Below are 14,978 nucleotides of genomic sequence, written 5' to 3'. Positions count from 1 at the left end.
AGCGGTAGTTCAGTTGGTTAGAATACCGGCCTGTCACGCCGGGGGTCGCGGGTTCGAGTCCCGTCCGCTCCGCCACTACACGAAACCCTAGCCGAAAGGCTGGGGTTTTTTGTATCTAAGCGCCCAGAAAGTGCTGCGCACTTTGGGTCGCGGGCCGGAATGCCGGACCATCGCGTCCCGGTCGTGTGCGACCCCAGCCGTCCGCCAACACAACGAAGCCTCAGCAGAAATGCTGGGGGTTTTTTGTTATGTTTCAGATTGATATCCGCCCTGCGGTCGGACGAGTCCCGGTCGTGTGCGACCCCAGCCGTCCACCAGCACACTAAGCCTCAGCGGCAATGCTGGGGTTTATTATTATGGATTGGATTGATATCCGCCCCTGCAGAGTATCAGGGGCGGGGAATGGGCTATACCGGCTATTTCACTTTTGTGCCTAAAACGTCAAACTCTGCAGCAGAGATAAAATCACCGGCACCGGAAAGGGCTTCAAATTTCAGGTAACGTGCTTCTATTGCTCCGAAACTGATGCGCTGGATATCTGAATGCCGTTCAAATTGTCCCGCCGCAACCTGTGTCCAATTTTGGTTATCCGTCGAAAGGGACAACCGATAATCACCAATCGCACCATTGCCTGCACCAGCCCGAGCCAGATAGCTAAAGCCCGTCACATCAAAAAGATCGCCAAGATTGATGATAAAGTGCTGGGGGGCTTTTTCTGAGCTATTAGCAGGATACCAGGGAGAGTGGTATATGGTGCTGGGATCGCCGTCAAAGGCCTTTTCAATACCTTGGTTTTGTTGAAACTTTGGCTTTAGGATGTAACTGATTTTGGCTTTATCGAACTCGTTAAATGTTGCGGTTTCCGGCCCTGATAACCGGATGTTGGCCCAGTTAATACAATCGCCCTGAGGGGAGTTGTCATTATCTTCTGTTCGCAGTTCAATGTGACGAGCACCAAACAGGTCGAGATCCGGTTTTACAACAGTTGGCCCATCCAGAATATATTCCCAGGCTTTATAGCCATCAATATAAATGCTGGCGCGCACTGAGTTTCCGGGTATTTTGCAACTGTCATCAATGCCAACATCGGCATTTAAGCTGTGCCAACTGCCATCCAGACTGAATGCAATAGATGAAGGAGCTTCAGTGCCCAGACCTGATGCGAAACCCAATCCATTCATTTGCATGGCTGTACCTGTTACAGCGGCATCCTGAACGACTTGTCCCTGAATGGTTGCCATTTGTGTGGTTAACATAACGCTTTTCAGCGGTGCTTGCTTTTTGGTGGCAACCACATCAAATTCACTGGCCGAGACAAAATCATTGGTGCCAGCCAGTGCCTCAAATTTCAGATAACTCGCTTCACGTTCGGTAAAACGAACAATTTTTAATGCTTTATCCACTGGCCAGCTTCCTTCGGCAACAGGTTCGCCCCAGTTTCCATTGCTATTTGACAGATACAGACGGTACTGAGTGATGGTACCGTTTCCGGCATCGCTGCGTGGCAGGTAGGTAAAGCCACTGACATTGAAGCGGTCACCGAGATGCAGTACAAAATCTTGTGGCGCTTTTTCTGAAGCGTTTGCAGGCCACCAGGGCGAGTGATAAACAGTAGCGCTATCGCCATCCAACGCATGGCTGAAGGGTTGTTGGGAATATTCTGCCGGCGCCTTTAAGACCTTCACCTTGGCCTTATCAAACTCGGTTGTATAAGCCGGTGTCGGGTAGGCAGGAGTCTCAGGTACTAAGTCATTTTCATCAATATCCAGAGTGAATTGCACTAATTGACTGACGGGTTGTGGCGGGACTTTGATATGAACAATGCCAAAGCGGTCGCTGGCATCGTAGTACCAGCCTGAGGTTGATGCGTCAAAGGTTGCCTTATCCTGATGTTCTGTCATTACGCTGTTGCCGTCATAGACGGTAAGTGGTGCTAAGCGAGAATGTGTTTTCAGGTGGTAACTGCGCTGGGTAATTTCATGAGTATAATCATTATGCCGCAGCGCTGGCTCTACGGTAACGGTGATATCACCGGAAGTACCGATAACCGGTGCTGAAACGTGGATTTGTGTTTCAGCATAGGCGTTGTGCTCTTTGTATGCACGGGTTTCTCCGTCATCTTCATACAAGGTAAAGGTTGATTCACCACTCGGGTAAATATCGAGTATCAGATGATCTTTACGTTGCAGTGCGTCGGAGCGTGCTCCTTCATACATAGGTATGATTGCCCCGGCTCGTACCAGTACCGGGATTCGATCAATGGTAATTGGATAGTGAGGCAGAACCTGACCGCCCGTCGCTACTACCGTATGTGTACCGTCCCAGTAATCGATCCACGTACCTTCCGGCAGATACAGGTCTTTGTACCATCCATTGTTCTTCGACATGGGTTCATAGACCGGTGCTACCAGCAGTGATTCACCGTACATGTATTGATATTTAAACTCTTCATCTTTAAGGCGGGTCTCTTCCGGGAACTCCCAGGTCATGGCACGCACTATGGGTGAACCAGACCGGTCTGCTTCATACGCATAGTAATAGAGGTAGGGCATAAGCTGGGATTTCAGCATCAGGTAATCGCGGTTGATACGCCGATAGGACTGGCCGTTCATGTCGCCGTCATGCCACCAGGCATGCTTACGTTCTCCGTTGTCCCAGCCCGACATAGCGATCAATACCGGTGTAAAGGACTTAAATTGTATATCCCGGGTGTAGGTTTCAGCACCATTGCCAAAGATACCGTTCACATCAGATGAGGCGTAAGCCTGACCGGACAATCCGGAGCCGATAAAAGTAGGAATATGCCAGCGGATATAATCCCAGCTGGCAGCTTGATCACCAGTCCAGGTTACAGAGTAACGTTGTGTACCTGCCCAACCCATCACGGTCCAGATAAATCCGCGGGTTTCCGAATTGTTCACGAGTCCCTGATGCGCATCATTGTTTGCGGCCAGTGAATAGAGTTTCCCTGGTCCTGTCCAGGCCACATCCAGTTTGTACACTCGGACGCCATCCTGAACTTCCTCGGCGATCTTATCCAAAGATTTCTGAGTCCATAAGCCGGTTTTAATACCTAAATTATCCAGGTTATCTACCACTCCCGGCAGGTTCGAATATCCACAACCGTAACCATCATTCGGCAAAATCCAGCCTACTGGGATGTCATGGGTTTTATAAGGCACAGCGACCTGATTAACGACATCCAATGTCGTTCCGGGTGAGGCTGGCCACCCAGGCGGATAGGCCCCTTTTTTGTTCTCGTAACAGTCAGCATCACCAAGATAATAGGCCCAGCGAGGAAGTAGGTGCGGACGACCGGTCAGGCCAGTATATTGTGTTAACAGATCTGACAGGGTTTCCCCCACAAAGTAATAGGCATCGAAACGGTTTTCATTGTAGCTGGATACTGTGCTATCGATGGCACGGAAGTCGTGCGCACCATTTCGCCAGGTGTTATGTACAACCCCATAGCCTTTATCAGACATAAAAAAGGGGGCAGGGCTGGGGCGGTCAAATTCTTCCCAGCCACCGGAATAGGAGGCCTTCAGGATCTTGCCGTTAAACTCAAATTCGCCGTTTTGCTGCCCCCCGCCATAAAAGTGCTCGCTGGCTTCACTGGATAAGGTCTGTACCGTTTTGACACCACCACGATCCAATTTAAGCTCAGTGAGATCAAAAGCGTCTGTCGGAACGCCTAAATCGATAGGTTGTAACTCACGCCACAGCTGTGTTTGATTATCGGATTTGTAGAGTGCGAAGGTTAACGGGGAAGGGTAAATCCGCAGTGCCACCTGATTGGTCAACAATAAAGTGTAATCCCCCATATTACTCATAGTCACTGTGACTGGTCCTTGCTCATCGCCCACGATGATTTGAGGCAGTGCAGCACGATCGAAACCGCTTTGGTCACACTGGAAATTGTGGCACTGATCATTGAGTGCATCGACTTTTTCATCCTGAAATACACCGTCCTGGCTGAGCTGAATCCTGAATGTACTTTCGTTGATGAAATGAACGCGGGCCTTCACGCCATCCTCCGTCTGGAAATGGATGGTCTGGCCGTTTTGCACCAGAGATGGCGCATTGAGGTTGCCCAGCGGTGCGGCTGTTGTCTGTGCTGACAACGATGCACCAAGTGTAACGGCGAAGACCAGCCGCTTTATATTTTTGCCTGTCATTATCGTTTCCTTTCTTTTTGGTTTCGCTTGATCGCTTGTGAAGTGAAAGTATTGGCATGAAAACACATATTTTCTGCTTCTTAGGTCACAAAAGAAATAAATTGAAACTCATAAGTCGAAATTAAATGAAACATTGGTTGGGGTGGGAGCAAAAAAGAAAGCCGCCAAAAGTGGCGGCAAGCAGAGTCTGGTAACAGCGATAGCACGGTAAGTTTACGGGGGGCAGCAGTCATGGGCCTGTGAGACAGCCGCCGTTTGAAACCGGCCAGTGACTATTGTTCAATACAGGCCGTTAAATTCGGTTTGCGCTGCCGCAGACCCGAATTTTGTCTTCGACGATGGCACGCATCGCGTCCATACCCGGAACAAGATACTGTCGCGGATCGTTCGCATCAGGGTGCTGGCTGAGATAGCGTTTCATGGCATCAGAAAACGCTATTTTCAGCTCTGTTGCGACATTCACTTTGCATACCCCCAGCTCTATGCATTTGCGGATATCTGCATCGGCAATACCGGATGCGCCGTGCAGGACCAGAGGAATATCCACACACTCCCGGATAGCTGCCAGGCGACTGAAATCCAGCTTAGGTTCCGATTTATACAGGCCATGAGCTGTCCCTATGGCTACCGCGAGTGAATCGATGCCCGTACGTTCAGCAAATTCTCTCGCTGAGGCCGGATCGGTTAACTGCGCATCCGCTTCATCAATGATCAAATCATCTTCCTGGCCGCCTAGCAGGCCAAGCTCGGCTTCTACGCTCACACCTAATTTGTGGCAGAGTGTTACTGCAGATTTTACCCGAGCGATGTTTTCTTCGAACGGATAGTGTGACGCATCAATCATTGCCGATCGGATTCCGGCCTCGACTTTCATTTGGATATCTTCCAGATCCTCGTGGTGATCCAAATGCATCACCAGTGGCAGGCGATGTTTTTTTGCGGCTGACTGACAAATGGAGATCAGGTACTCCACACCCGCATGCTTATAAGTACCGGGCGTGCCGGCGAGAATGACCGGGGAGCGTAGCTTGGCCGCGGTTTCAACCACCACTTGAACGGTTTCCAGGTTATGAATGTTAAAAGCTGGAACCGCATAGCCCTGACGTTGGGCATCTTTCAGTATTTCATGAGAAGAGATCAGGTACATAAAAGAAACTCCTTGCGATGAGCTGCCATCGCGTTAGCGAAAAATCGAAATATTTATTGAAACGACCTGTTTGCGTATTGGTCGTTTTATACCGGTGCAGTCCAGACCTGCTTTCCCTGTACCCAGGTTGAAACCACTTGTAAGTCGTGATTGAGTGCGACCAGACTGGCCGTTTTGCCGGGGACAATACTGCCGAGCCTATCGTCAATCCCCAGCAGACGAGCAGGGATGAGTGATGCCATTTCCACTGCCTTTTCCAGGGGCTGTCCAGCTTGGGCCACCATGTTCTGAATGGCGCAACTCAGCGACAGGGTACTGCCTGCCAGTCCGCCACTGGAGGTGCGAACGATGCCGTCTTTCATGGTGACTTGCGTTTCACCCAGTTGGTATTCACCGTCCGGCATGCCGGCAGCCCGCATGGCGTCACTGATCAGCACCAGACGATCCGGTGCGCAGCGACAGCACATCTTCATGACTGCAGGATGTACATGATGGCCGTCTGCAATAAGTTCTATGACGGCACTGTCATGGCTTAATCCTGCCCCTACAGTGCCGGGTTCACGATGGTGAATCCCTTTCATGCCGTTAAAGCAATGCACCAGGCCATCGGCACCGGCATCCAGTGCGGCGAGTGTTGTGCTGTAATCTGCCGCGGTATGACCAAGCATCACATTGATGCCCCTGGTTTTCAGGTACTGGATCGTCTCTAAAGCGAAGGGTTGTTCCGGTGCCAGGGCAACCACTTTCAGACTGTTTTCACTAACGGTAATTAAGTGATCAAGCTCTTCTGGGTTGGCTGTCCGGAACAGGGACGCCGGATGAGCGCCTTTGTTCTGTGGGGTAAAGTATGGGCCTTCAAGATAACTGCCGAGTAATTCGGCACCACTGAGCCCTTGCTGCATTGAATGAGCAACTTGCCGCAGTGCGGTTTCAATATCGTCCATAGGCGCTGTAACAGTGGTTGCGAGAAATGCCCCGACGCCCTGTCTGGCCAGATACTGCGACAGTTTCTCTAATGCATGGTGATTCCCATCCATCACGTCAACACCTGCACCGCCATGAACATGGGTATCGATCAATGCGGGGATAAGTATGTCGGCATCCCACTGGTCAGATTCAATGTGCTCTAAGGCAAGGATTTGACCGTTTTCTATGTATACGGCTATTTGATCCCGCCAACCTGATTCTGTCAGCAAGCGCCGTGCCCGAATTGGCATTCCAATACCCATCCTAAATACCCTCGTCGTCACTTTTGCTGGGTGACTGTCTGGCTATTTCATCTGCCAGACTGGTCATGCCACGGTGGCCGCATGCCAGTGCCTGAACCCTGAATTCGGCTGAGTTAAGTGCCTCTCGTTCCATCATCATTTCCAGGATCAGCTGTAAATTGGCACCTGTTACGACTTCAGCATCGTTACGTGCTAAGACCAGAGTAGAAGCCACTCGGAATGGACTGCCTCCCAGCAGATCGGTGATAAATACTATACCGTCGCCGCTATCCACTTGTTCCAGAGCCGCTTTAAATTGCTGCTCCAGCAATTGCGTGGTGGATTCGGGAGGAAAATCAATAGCGACCACCTGCTCCTGCTCACCCAATACCTGTAACATTGCTTGTTCCATGCCGCTGGCGAAGCCACCATGGCCACTAATCACTACACCTAACATTGCATCGTCCTTATTAATCTGTGTGAATGGCCGCCGAAGCGGCCGTGCGACTAACGGTTTACAGGAAACCGGCGAACTTACCGGCCACACCCAGAACAACAGTGATGACAATCAGTCGAATCGGACTCCAGCCACGTTTGACCAGCGCGTACATAAGCAGGGTATACATCAGAGGGAGGAACGCTGGCATGAGCTTGTCGATTACCCCGTCCTGAACTTTCACTACAGCGTCACCGGCTGTAATTTCCAGGGTTGTCGCCAGACGGACATAAGTGGCGACCAGAGCACCGATCACAGTGATACCGACGATCGATGCCGCATGACTGACTTTCCTGGTATTGGCCTTAATCAGCGGGATAGCGGCCACCCCCATACGATAGGCATAATGCGCCAGGCCGAAACGCAGGCCGAAGTGGACCACATTGAACAGTAAGAAGAAAACGACGGCACCGAGGATCGAGCCCTGTAAAGCCAAGTCGGCGCCAATGCCGCCACAAATAGGCAATAAGGTCAGCCAGAACATAGCATCACCAATGCCGCCCAGCGGTGCACCGACCGCAATCTTGGTGTTCTGAATACTGCTGACATTCTGTTTGGAACGCTCCATAGCCAGTACAATCCCCATGACGAAGGTCACCAGAAATGGATGGGTATTAAAGAATCCCATGTGGCCTTTCATTGATTTGGCCAGATCAGCGTTATTGGTATGGATTTTTTTCAGTCCCGGCAATATGCCATACAGCCAGCCTGAGGCCTGCATCCGTTCAAAGTTAAACGATGCCTGCAACAGTAATGAGCGCCAGGCCATTTTGTTGATGTCTGCCTTGGTCAGCTCTGCCCCGATGGACTTGTCCTGGTAGTCATCGGGCCCCACTTCCTGCAAATTCTCCAGGTCAATATTTTTGTTAGATCCCATCTTCCAGCTCCTTTTGTTGTCCTTGCGCAGGTCCGTCTTTACGCATGAAATCAATCAGTGCCATTGCCAGTGCGGCAGCGGCGATAGCTAAAACCGGCAGTTCCAGCCATGCGGCGCCAACAAAACCCAGAATAAAGAAAGGGATGTAGGCATTCTTCATCATAATTTTCATCAGTACGGCAAAACCGATGGCAGGCATGATGCCGCCTGCGACGCCCAGACCGTCAATCAGCGTTTCCGGTAAGGCTTCAACGGCGACTCTGGCGTGTTCTGCCCCCAGATAAATAGGCAGAAAAGCCCACAGGAAGTAGAAAGTACCCAGCACTGCAAGGGCAAAATAATTGACCTTTTCAATGCCTCTGGTATCGGCGTTGTCTGCCATCTGATCGCATTTGGACATCATGGGAGCCATTGCCGAAAACAGGAAGGTGATACCCATTTGCACTGCGACGGCAAAAGGCACTGCCACACCGACTGCGACATCAGCCTCAACGCCGGAAGAGATCGCAAAGGTCGCGCCGACAATGGTACCTATGATGACATTGGGTGGCTGAGCGCCAGCCAACGGGGCCAGGCCCATCCAGACCAGTTCCAGTGTCCCGCCGACCAAAATCCCGGTGTGTAAATCCCCCAGGATCAAACCGACCAGAGGCCCGAGAACCACAGGCCGGTGAAAGTGGGTGAGCCCGTTAAAGAGGTCCAGTCCTGCGAAGAATGCCAGTATTCCCAGCATTAACGCTTGTATCAGCCCTATTTCCATATTTCAGTTCCTTTGTTGTTATTGGATAGTGTTGGGTTACAGCAGATTGAATATGTCGGTTGCAGGCTCTGTAGGGACCCCCTGCACCGAGCATTCGACACCCAGATCCCTGAGCACCTGAAAACTCACGATGTCTTTTTCGTCGACAGACACGGTTTTGTGTATCTGATTTTTGCCTTCGACATAGTGCATGTTGCCAACATTGATCCGCTTGATAGGCACACCACCTTGCGCCAGGATGACAAAGTCAGCAGGGTTTTTAGCCACGATCAAAATCTTTTGCCTGTCCGCCGCTTTGTGTATGGTGTCGATGACTTTCTGAAGTGGCCAAAATCGAATGTCTATCCCATCCGCAACCACCATTTCCATCAGGTTTTGCTGAATGTCATCGTTTGCCACTTCGTCGTTTGCGACAATGATGAGGTTCGCACCGGCAAAACCTACCCATTGCACCCCTACCTGCCCGTGCACCAGACGTTCATCGATTCTGCTCAATACAATGTTTGGCATGGTTTATTCCCTCTGTTCTTGTTATGGAATGGATATATTTTGACCCCTCGGACAACTCTGTTGACTTCCCCACCGGGACATGGATTGTCAGGGCTGATTGCTAAACTGACCGCCCGGCTGAAAGCATAGATTTGAGCCACCAGCAGATATGGAAAGCAAAGCTGAGCATCGCTGACATTGAGCGGGGTTGGCAGTAACAGATGATCGCCCTGGCTGATGACTGGGTCCGGTGTGTCGGCGATCGCAATAATGCGCCGAGCCTGGCCGTCATTGCGCAGTTCAGTCAGGAGATCCAGATCGTACTGACGGGTATAAGGATCATTGGAGACAAAAATGATCACCAGGCTACTGTTGTCGATGACTGATTTGGGGCCGTGACGAAAGCCCACTGGTGAATCAAAGCCGACTAGCAGTCTACCGGCAGTCAGTTCTAATAATTTCAGCGCCGCTTCCTGCGCAATACCTTGTAAACTGCCGCTGCCAAGATAAATCACCCGTTGACAATCTTCTTTGGCGAGCGCGGTGATGACGGCAAGCTGTTCACTCAGAATGCGTTCACAGACGTCGGCAACCGGTGCGAACGATTCAGTGGTCATCTCTGCCGGCAGAAAGACAGCCAGGCAGGCCAGCATCATGCTGGTCAGGCTACTGGTCATCGCAAAACTGCGATCATTGGTTTCATCAGGCATCAGCAGAGCCAGGGTGTGTTCGTCGGTCAGGCTGCGTTGATATAAATCACCGTCCGGGTTACACGTAATCACCAGGTGATAGCAGGTCGGCAGTAACTGGCTGGCCAGCTCAACGGCGGCAACACTTTCCGGGCTGCAACCGGATCGGGCGAATGACACCAGTAATGTCGGGCAAGATTCAGCAAAATATTCGCTGGGATCTGTGACAATATCTGTTGTTGCAATGGCGTCGAAGCGACGCCGGGTCTGGCCGGATAAATAAGGCGCCAAAGCACGGCCAGCAAAGGCAGAGGTACCCGCGCCTGTCAGTACTATGCGCAGTTCGGGCTGGTTCATTAAGGGAGCCAGAAAAGCGCTAATCTGTGAATGTTGTTCACTTAATATCGCCAGCGTTTTTTTCCAGCTTTGAGGCTGCTGGCTGATTTCTCTGGCCGTCGCTTCGCCACCGGCTGCCTGTAAAGCTTGTATTGAATAACCTAGATACATCATCATCTCTCTTTTAAGCTGCATTCGTTCGAGGAAAGCAGGCTGCGGCATACACTTCTGTGACCTGCATGATTTTGTCGAGGATTAATTCGCGAGCATGATTTGCCAGACGGCCTTCGCGGATACGCTGGTACTGAACCGGCAAATACTGGCTGAGCAATGGAAGTGGGAGTGGCATTTCATTGAGATTGGTGAGCAGGCGATCCAGGCCTTCCCCCACTTTTTCATCCGGCCAGTAGTAGCGAATTCGATCCGAATAACTAAAACTGCGTGCCAGTCGTTTCACCGATGCGTCGCCATGGTAGTAGCTTTGCCAATGTTCAGGCTGCGTCTGCATGGCCTGTTCAAGGATCTGACGTAAGCCTGAACATGATCGGGCAGAGATCAGTTCTTCTTCAATGCATGCCAATGCAAACAGGGCTTCACGTAAGGCAAATGTCAGTGCCGGGCCCACTTTGAGAATGGCGAAATGATCGCGGACTAACTGATGATAGGCTTGTTCGGTTTGGTAATCCGTGGAGTGGGCTTCGAAGAGTAAATGGTCATATTGTTCAACCAGCCGGGTGAGTGGTACTGCTTTGTCCGATTGATAGTCGATGACACCGTCATGGTCGAATTCAACGCCAGGCTGTACCACCAGGCCAATGACTCTGGACGGTAAATGCCCCAGACCAACATGTTTAAACGCATCCCAATGTGCTTCAATTGTTTTCTGAGCGGCTTCCGGTGTGGTTACAGCCAGGTCATTAAGGGGTTCGTGTGCGCCGCCGGGCACAGGTACCTCTGTGCCTATCACATAAACCAGATCACTGTGACCGAAAGTGTGGATGCAGGTCTTTTCCGCGATGAGAGCCAAACGTGCTGCTCTGGCTGCAACGATGTGATCTGTCAGAGGGACAGGATCATCGGCACAAGACATGCTGCAATCGAGGTGAATTTTCTTAAATCCGGCAGCCACGTAAGCGGCAATCTGCGCTTCGGCTTTGGCCATGGCAATGTCGGCGGCCTCATTTTGCCAGCGGTTTGGTCCTAAATGATCGCCACCTAGTACAAGTTTGTTGGCAGGGAAATTGAGCCTTTGGCTGATGGTGAAAACAAACTGCTTGAAGTCTTCCGGTGTCATTCCGGTGTAACCCCCCAGCTGATCAACCTGATTTGACGTTGCTTCAATCAGTAGCACTGAGTTGTCTTTTACTGCCTGACGTATTGCAGCTTCGATCACAAAAGGGTGTGCTGAGCAGACAGAGTAAATTCCGATTGCTTCTCCGTTTTTATGGTTCTTTATCAGATCCAGTAAAATGTCCATGAACCCTCTCCATCACGAGGTTAGTGAAGTTTGGCTTTACCTGACAGGTAATTTCGATTCGTTTCGAGTTGAAGGCTATAGTCAAACAAAGTGAAAGGAAATAAAAGATAACCAAAAGCATGATCTCAATCAAAAGAAAAAGGCACGAGGACTGAGCTTTCAAATCATGATTGCAAAGCAAGCTGTATCATCAGGGGTAACAGATCACATTAGACAGATGGTTATTCTTACCCGCAATGAAACGAAAGAAACCAAAAGCTGAATGCTTTCTATTAGGCCTGTTACCCCGTATAATCTTTCCCATGCTTTATTGATTGAGAAGAAAATAGCCATGAAAAGCACCAGCGAACGACGTGAACAGACTTTGAGTATGCTGAGAAAGCAAGGCAGTGTGCAGGTTGCTGAACTGGCCGCGATGTACAATGTCTCTACAGTAACGATTCGAAACGATCTGGCTTTTTTTGAAAAGCAAGGGATCGCGACACGTGCTTACGGTGGCGCTTTTTTGAATGAAAGCGATGCGCCAGTGCCGGAGCATTCTATTGAAGATAAAAGCCGGTTGAACCGCAGCGTGAAAGATCTGATTGGTCAGGCAGCGGCGAAAATGGTGAACGACGGTGACACTATTATTCTAGATTCAGGAACCACAACACATAGTATTGCTGAACACCTGATCCATCATGACAATGTGATTGCGTTAACAAACGGCCTGAATGTTGCGAATACGCTGGTGGCGGCAGAAGGCGTAGAAGTTATTGTGCTGGGTGGTCATTTACGACGTAAGTCACTGTCTTTCTATGGCGGGCAGGCTGAGCAAGCGCTGGATAACTACCATTTTAATAAGCTGTTTCTTGCGGTGGATGGCTTCGAACTTGCAAAAGGTATTACTACGCACAGTGAAAATGAAGCCCGTTTGAATCGTCGTATGTGTGACGTCGCTGACGAAATTATTGTCGTCACGGATTCCAGCAAATTTGGCCGTATCAGCCTGCATAAAATTCTTGAGCCGGGCAAGGTGCACAAAGTGATCACAGATAAAGCGATCCCAGAGCGTTATCTGGATGGTTTACGCAAAGCCGGTATCGAGGTTATTTTGGTTGATGCCTGAACGCCAATGACACGACTATCCGAAAACGGCGCATGTGATAATAGAAATGTCAGTAAAGGGAAAGGAAATGGCAGTTCGCTGACATGAACCTCTGGTCGGACAATTGCGGCGTTTACACTGCATATTGACGGGTGAGGCGTCTCGTCTGTGTTAAAAGTCATGACGAGACACCTGTAGGAATGGCCTTTATTACAGCTTGAAGCGGCCAACCAGCTGATCAAGTTGCTTCGACAAGGCCTGAAGTTCGCCACTGGATGCATTCAGCTCGTTGGCGATGTCGGCAGTTTCTGAAGTTAAATGGTTGATGTCTTCAATATTTCGGTTGATTTCATGCACCACGGAGGATTGCTCTTCTGTTGCGGTGGCCACCTGAATGTTTTGCTCGCTGATTTGATCGATATAGGTCGCGATCTGGGCAAGAGAGCCGGTAGCCATGTTCGCTTGCTCTGCGACATGAGAGCCTTGCTGGCGTCCCTGAGAGATAGCGTTCACGGCTCTGGTCGATTCATTCTGCAGTCTGTTGATCACTTCCTGTATTTCTTCGGTAGAGCCTGCTGAGCGTGAAGCCAGGGTTCTGACCTCATCGGCGACGACCGCAAAGCCGCGACCTTGTTCACCGGCACGGGCCGCTTCGATGGCGGCATTCAGCGCCAGCAAATTGGTCTGCTCTGAAATGCTGCGGATAGTGTCGAGAATGGCGCTGATGTCAGTCACCTGATGGGCAAGTGCTTCAATCACGCCGGTAATCTCGCCCAAGTCACTGCTCAGCTCGCTCATTTGTTCTCTGGATTGCTCAACCACCTGGCTGCCATCCTGAGCCTGTGTGGTGGCTTCTTTTGCGATATGTGCCGCCTGGGCTGCATTATTGGCGATTTCATTGACGGTCGCCCCAAGCTCATTAATGGCCGTCGCCACCTGAATGGTTCTGTCCCGCTGGGTTAAGCAGTTGCTTTGTGTTGTCTGAGCGGTCGAAGCTACGGCCTGCGCGGTTTTGGCTAAGTTTCTTGAGCTTTGTGCCACTTCTTCCACAGAGCGGTGAATCTTGGCGAAGAAATTATTCAGCGTCTGGCTGATCGCATTCAGCTCATCGTTCCCGTCCAGTTCAATTCTGGTATTGAGCGCCATGTCCTGTTCAGCCGTTTTAATGGTTCGCTGAAGTGTTGATACTCTGGCGCGCAGGTTCTGAATAATGATGAAAGACACAATGAAAGAGACGATCAGCGCAGCGATGATAATCATCACCAGATTGCGCTGCCCATCAATGAAGCTGCTGTGGGCTTCATTGTTGAATGTTTCGGCCTGGGTGAGCAGGGTATCGAGCAGGGTATTGGTGTCTTTTCGCATGATGCCGTAGTTAACCCCGTACTGGGTGTAATAACGGTAGGCATCAGCCAAATTGCCTTTTTCTAACGCCGCCAGCATAGGGTTGAGATCCGAGGCAATTGTTGCTTCGAAACGCTGCTGTAATTTCTGCGCTTCCCGGCGTAGTTCAGGGTTAATCTGAGCGGCGACGGACTGCTCTATGGCAGCGCGCATTTCCGGAATGTCTTCGGTGCGCGTTTCATTGATCCGGGTCTGAACGCCTTTGGCGTCTTTTAAACCGTCGATTTCCTGAAACAGCATCATGTCGATACCGACACGCATGCGCGGTATACGTGAGGCGACTTCAGCCATGGCACGCATGGGCGTTGCGGTATTCTTATAGAGTCGATCCGACTTTTGTCCTAATTGCGACATGGTCGAATAACTGATAATGCCGACAAGTAATAACATGATGCACGGAAGCAACACCGCGAGTATCAGCTTTGTTCTTAGGGTCAGTGTATTTATTAGCATTGTTATCTCTTATTAACATATCCATAAAATGTATAGGGGCGGAGTAACACTGAGACGTGGGGGGATGCCGGTGTCAGCCTGCCTTAGTAACCCGATGTGAATGGCGCGTAGTGTTTTTCTTACCGTCAATTGTTTGACCACAGTCACGGCAGTGGCGCCATTTCACATGATCGCGTATTTATTGATTACATCAATGTCAATCTGGTTAATTATCTTTGTGAATAAATAAAGTTGGGCTGGAAATAACATCTTTGGCGGCGAACTCGACCAAAAGCGGGTGAAGGTGTCTCGTTCAGACAGGAGCGCCCATTCAGAAATGGCTGAATGCCGCACAAAGACGGTTTTTGGTCAGCCCCCTGACTGCAAGGGGCCGGGTG

11 protein-coding genes are annotated in these 14,978 nt (G+C 50.5%); 1 reads left to right on the top strand and 10 read right to left on the bottom strand.

Translation table 11 applies throughout. The annotated features are described in order from the left end of the window. Window positions 1-416: 416 nt before the first annotated feature. The 9 genes from P0Y67_RS13115 to kbaZ all read right to left on the bottom strand — a co-directional run bounded on the left by P0Y67_RS13115 (window position 417) and on the right by kbaZ (window position 11,657). A complete protein-coding gene (locus P0Y67_RS13115) occupies window positions 417-4,178 on the bottom strand; it encodes a discoidin domain-containing protein (RefSeq protein WP_342392219.1) in 3,762 nt (1,253 codons plus the stop codon). A gap of 292 nt (window positions 4,179-4,470) precedes the next feature. Beyond that, entirely contained in the window at window positions 4,471-5,325 is an 855-nt protein-coding gene (locus P0Y67_RS13110) for a tagatose bisphosphate family class II aldolase (protein ID WP_161445856.1), read from the bottom strand. A gap of 86 nt (window positions 5,326-5,411) precedes the next feature. Further along, window positions 5,412-6,542 carry an N-acetylglucosamine-6-phosphate deacetylase gene (gene nagA / locus P0Y67_RS13105; RefSeq protein ID WP_342392218.1) on the bottom strand — a complete coding sequence of 377 codons (1,131 nt, stop codon included), beginning with the start codon at window positions 6,540-6,542 and terminating at the stop codon, window positions 5,412-5,414. A gap of 13 nt (window positions 6,543-6,555) precedes the next feature. Next, entirely contained in the window at window positions 6,556-6,990 is a 435-nt protein-coding gene (gene agaF / locus P0Y67_RS13100; protein ID WP_161445858.1) for a PTS galactosamine/N-acetylgalactosamine transporter subunit IIA, read from the bottom strand. 58 nt (window positions 6,991-7,048) lie between these two features. Beyond that, window positions 7,049-7,906, bottom strand: a complete 858-nt coding sequence (agaE, locus tag P0Y67_RS13095) for a PTS N-acetylgalactosamine transporter subunit IID (RefSeq protein ID WP_161445860.1) — start codon at window positions 7,904-7,906, stop codon at window positions 7,049-7,051. After that, window positions 7,896-8,666 carry a PTS N-acetylgalactosamine transporter subunit IIC gene (agaW, locus tag P0Y67_RS13090; protein ID WP_161445862.1) on the bottom strand — a complete coding sequence of 257 codons (771 nt, stop codon included), beginning with the start codon at window positions 8,664-8,666 and terminating at the stop codon, window positions 7,896-7,898. The genes agaE and agaW overlap by 11 nt, the downstream gene beginning before the upstream one ends. A 36-nt stretch (window positions 8,667-8,702) precedes the next feature. Then, window positions 8,703-9,176 (bottom strand): PTS N-acetylgalactosamine transporter subunit IIB, encoded by a 474-nt coding sequence (gene agaV / locus P0Y67_RS13085; RefSeq protein WP_161445864.1) that lies wholly within the window; start codon window positions 9,174-9,176, stop codon window positions 8,703-8,705. Beyond that, a complete protein-coding gene (locus tag P0Y67_RS13080; RefSeq protein ID WP_342392217.1) occupies window positions 9,158-10,354 on the bottom strand; it encodes an SIS domain-containing protein in 1,197 nt (398 codons plus the stop codon). Before P0Y67_RS13080 ends, agaV begins: the two co-directional genes overlap by 19 nt. Before the next feature lie 10 nt (window positions 10,355-10,364). Then, entirely contained in the window at window positions 10,365-11,657 is a 1,293-nt protein-coding gene (gene kbaZ / locus P0Y67_RS13075) for a tagatose-bisphosphate aldolase subunit KbaZ (RefSeq protein WP_342392216.1), read from the bottom strand. 331 nt (window positions 11,658-11,988) lie between these two features. Between kbaZ and agaR the strand changes: the two genes are divergently transcribed. Beyond that, window positions 11,989-12,765 (top strand): transcriptional repressor AgaR, encoded by a 777-nt coding sequence (gene agaR, locus P0Y67_RS13070; protein ID WP_161445870.1) that lies wholly within the window; start codon window positions 11,989-11,991, stop codon window positions 12,763-12,765. A gap of 189 nt (window positions 12,766-12,954) precedes the next feature. Here the strand turns inward: agaR and P0Y67_RS13065 are convergent, their stop codons facing one another. After that, window positions 12,955-14,601 carry a methyl-accepting chemotaxis protein gene (locus P0Y67_RS13065; RefSeq protein ID WP_342392215.1) on the bottom strand — a complete coding sequence of 549 codons (1,647 nt, stop codon included), beginning with the start codon at window positions 14,599-14,601 and terminating at the stop codon, window positions 12,955-12,957. Window positions 14,602-14,978: the final 377 nt, after the last annotated feature.

The organism is Photobacterium sp. SP02, from assembly GCF_038519165.1.
GTDB lineage: Bacteria > Pseudomonadota > Gammaproteobacteria > Enterobacterales > Vibrionaceae > Photobacterium > Photobacterium halotolerans.
The sequence above is the reverse complement of the archived record's forward strand: the minus strand, read 5'-3'. Positions and strand labels throughout refer to the sequence as shown.

What these genes read in the sequence shown, in the direction of transcription:
- agaR (WP_161445870.1), top strand. Translation starts at nt 11,989, where the DNA reads ATGAAAAGCACCAGCGAACGACGTGAACAGACTTTGAGTATGCTGAGA.
- P0Y67_RS13115 (WP_342392219.1), bottom strand. Translation starts at nt 4,178, where the DNA reads ATGACAGGCAAAAATATAAAGCGGCTGGTCTTCGCCGTTACACTTGGT.
- kbaZ (WP_342392216.1), bottom strand. Translation starts at nt 11,657, where the DNA reads ATGGACATTTTACTGGATCTGATAAAGAACCATAAAAACGGAGAAGCA.
- P0Y67_RS13080 (WP_342392217.1), bottom strand. Translation starts at nt 10,354, where the DNA reads ATGATGTATCTAGGTTATTCAATACAAGCTTTACAGGCAGCCGGTGGC.
- P0Y67_RS13110 (WP_161445856.1), bottom strand. Translation starts at nt 5,325, where the DNA reads ATGTACCTGATCTCTTCTCATGAAATACTGAAAGATGCCCAACGTCAG.
- P0Y67_RS13065 (WP_342392215.1), bottom strand. Translation starts at nt 14,601, where the DNA reads ATGCTAATAAATACACTGACCCTAAGAACAAAGCTGATACTCGCGGTG.
- agaW (WP_161445862.1), bottom strand. Translation starts at nt 8,666, where the DNA reads ATGGAAATAGGGCTGATACAAGCGTTAATGCTGGGAATACTGGCATTC.
- agaV (WP_161445864.1), bottom strand. Translation starts at nt 9,176, where the DNA reads ATGCCAAACATTGTATTGAGCAGAATCGATGAACGTCTGGTGCACGGG.
- agaE (WP_161445860.1), bottom strand. Translation starts at nt 7,906, where the DNA reads ATGGGATCTAACAAAAATATTGACCTGGAGAATTTGCAGGAAGTGGGG.
- agaF (WP_161445858.1), bottom strand. Translation starts at nt 6,990, where the DNA reads ATGTTAGGTGTAGTGATTAGTGGCCATGGTGGCTTCGCCAGCGGCATG.
- nagA (WP_342392218.1), bottom strand. Translation starts at nt 6,542, where the DNA reads ATGCCAATTCGGGCACGGCGCTTGCTGACAGAATCAGGTTGGCGGGAT.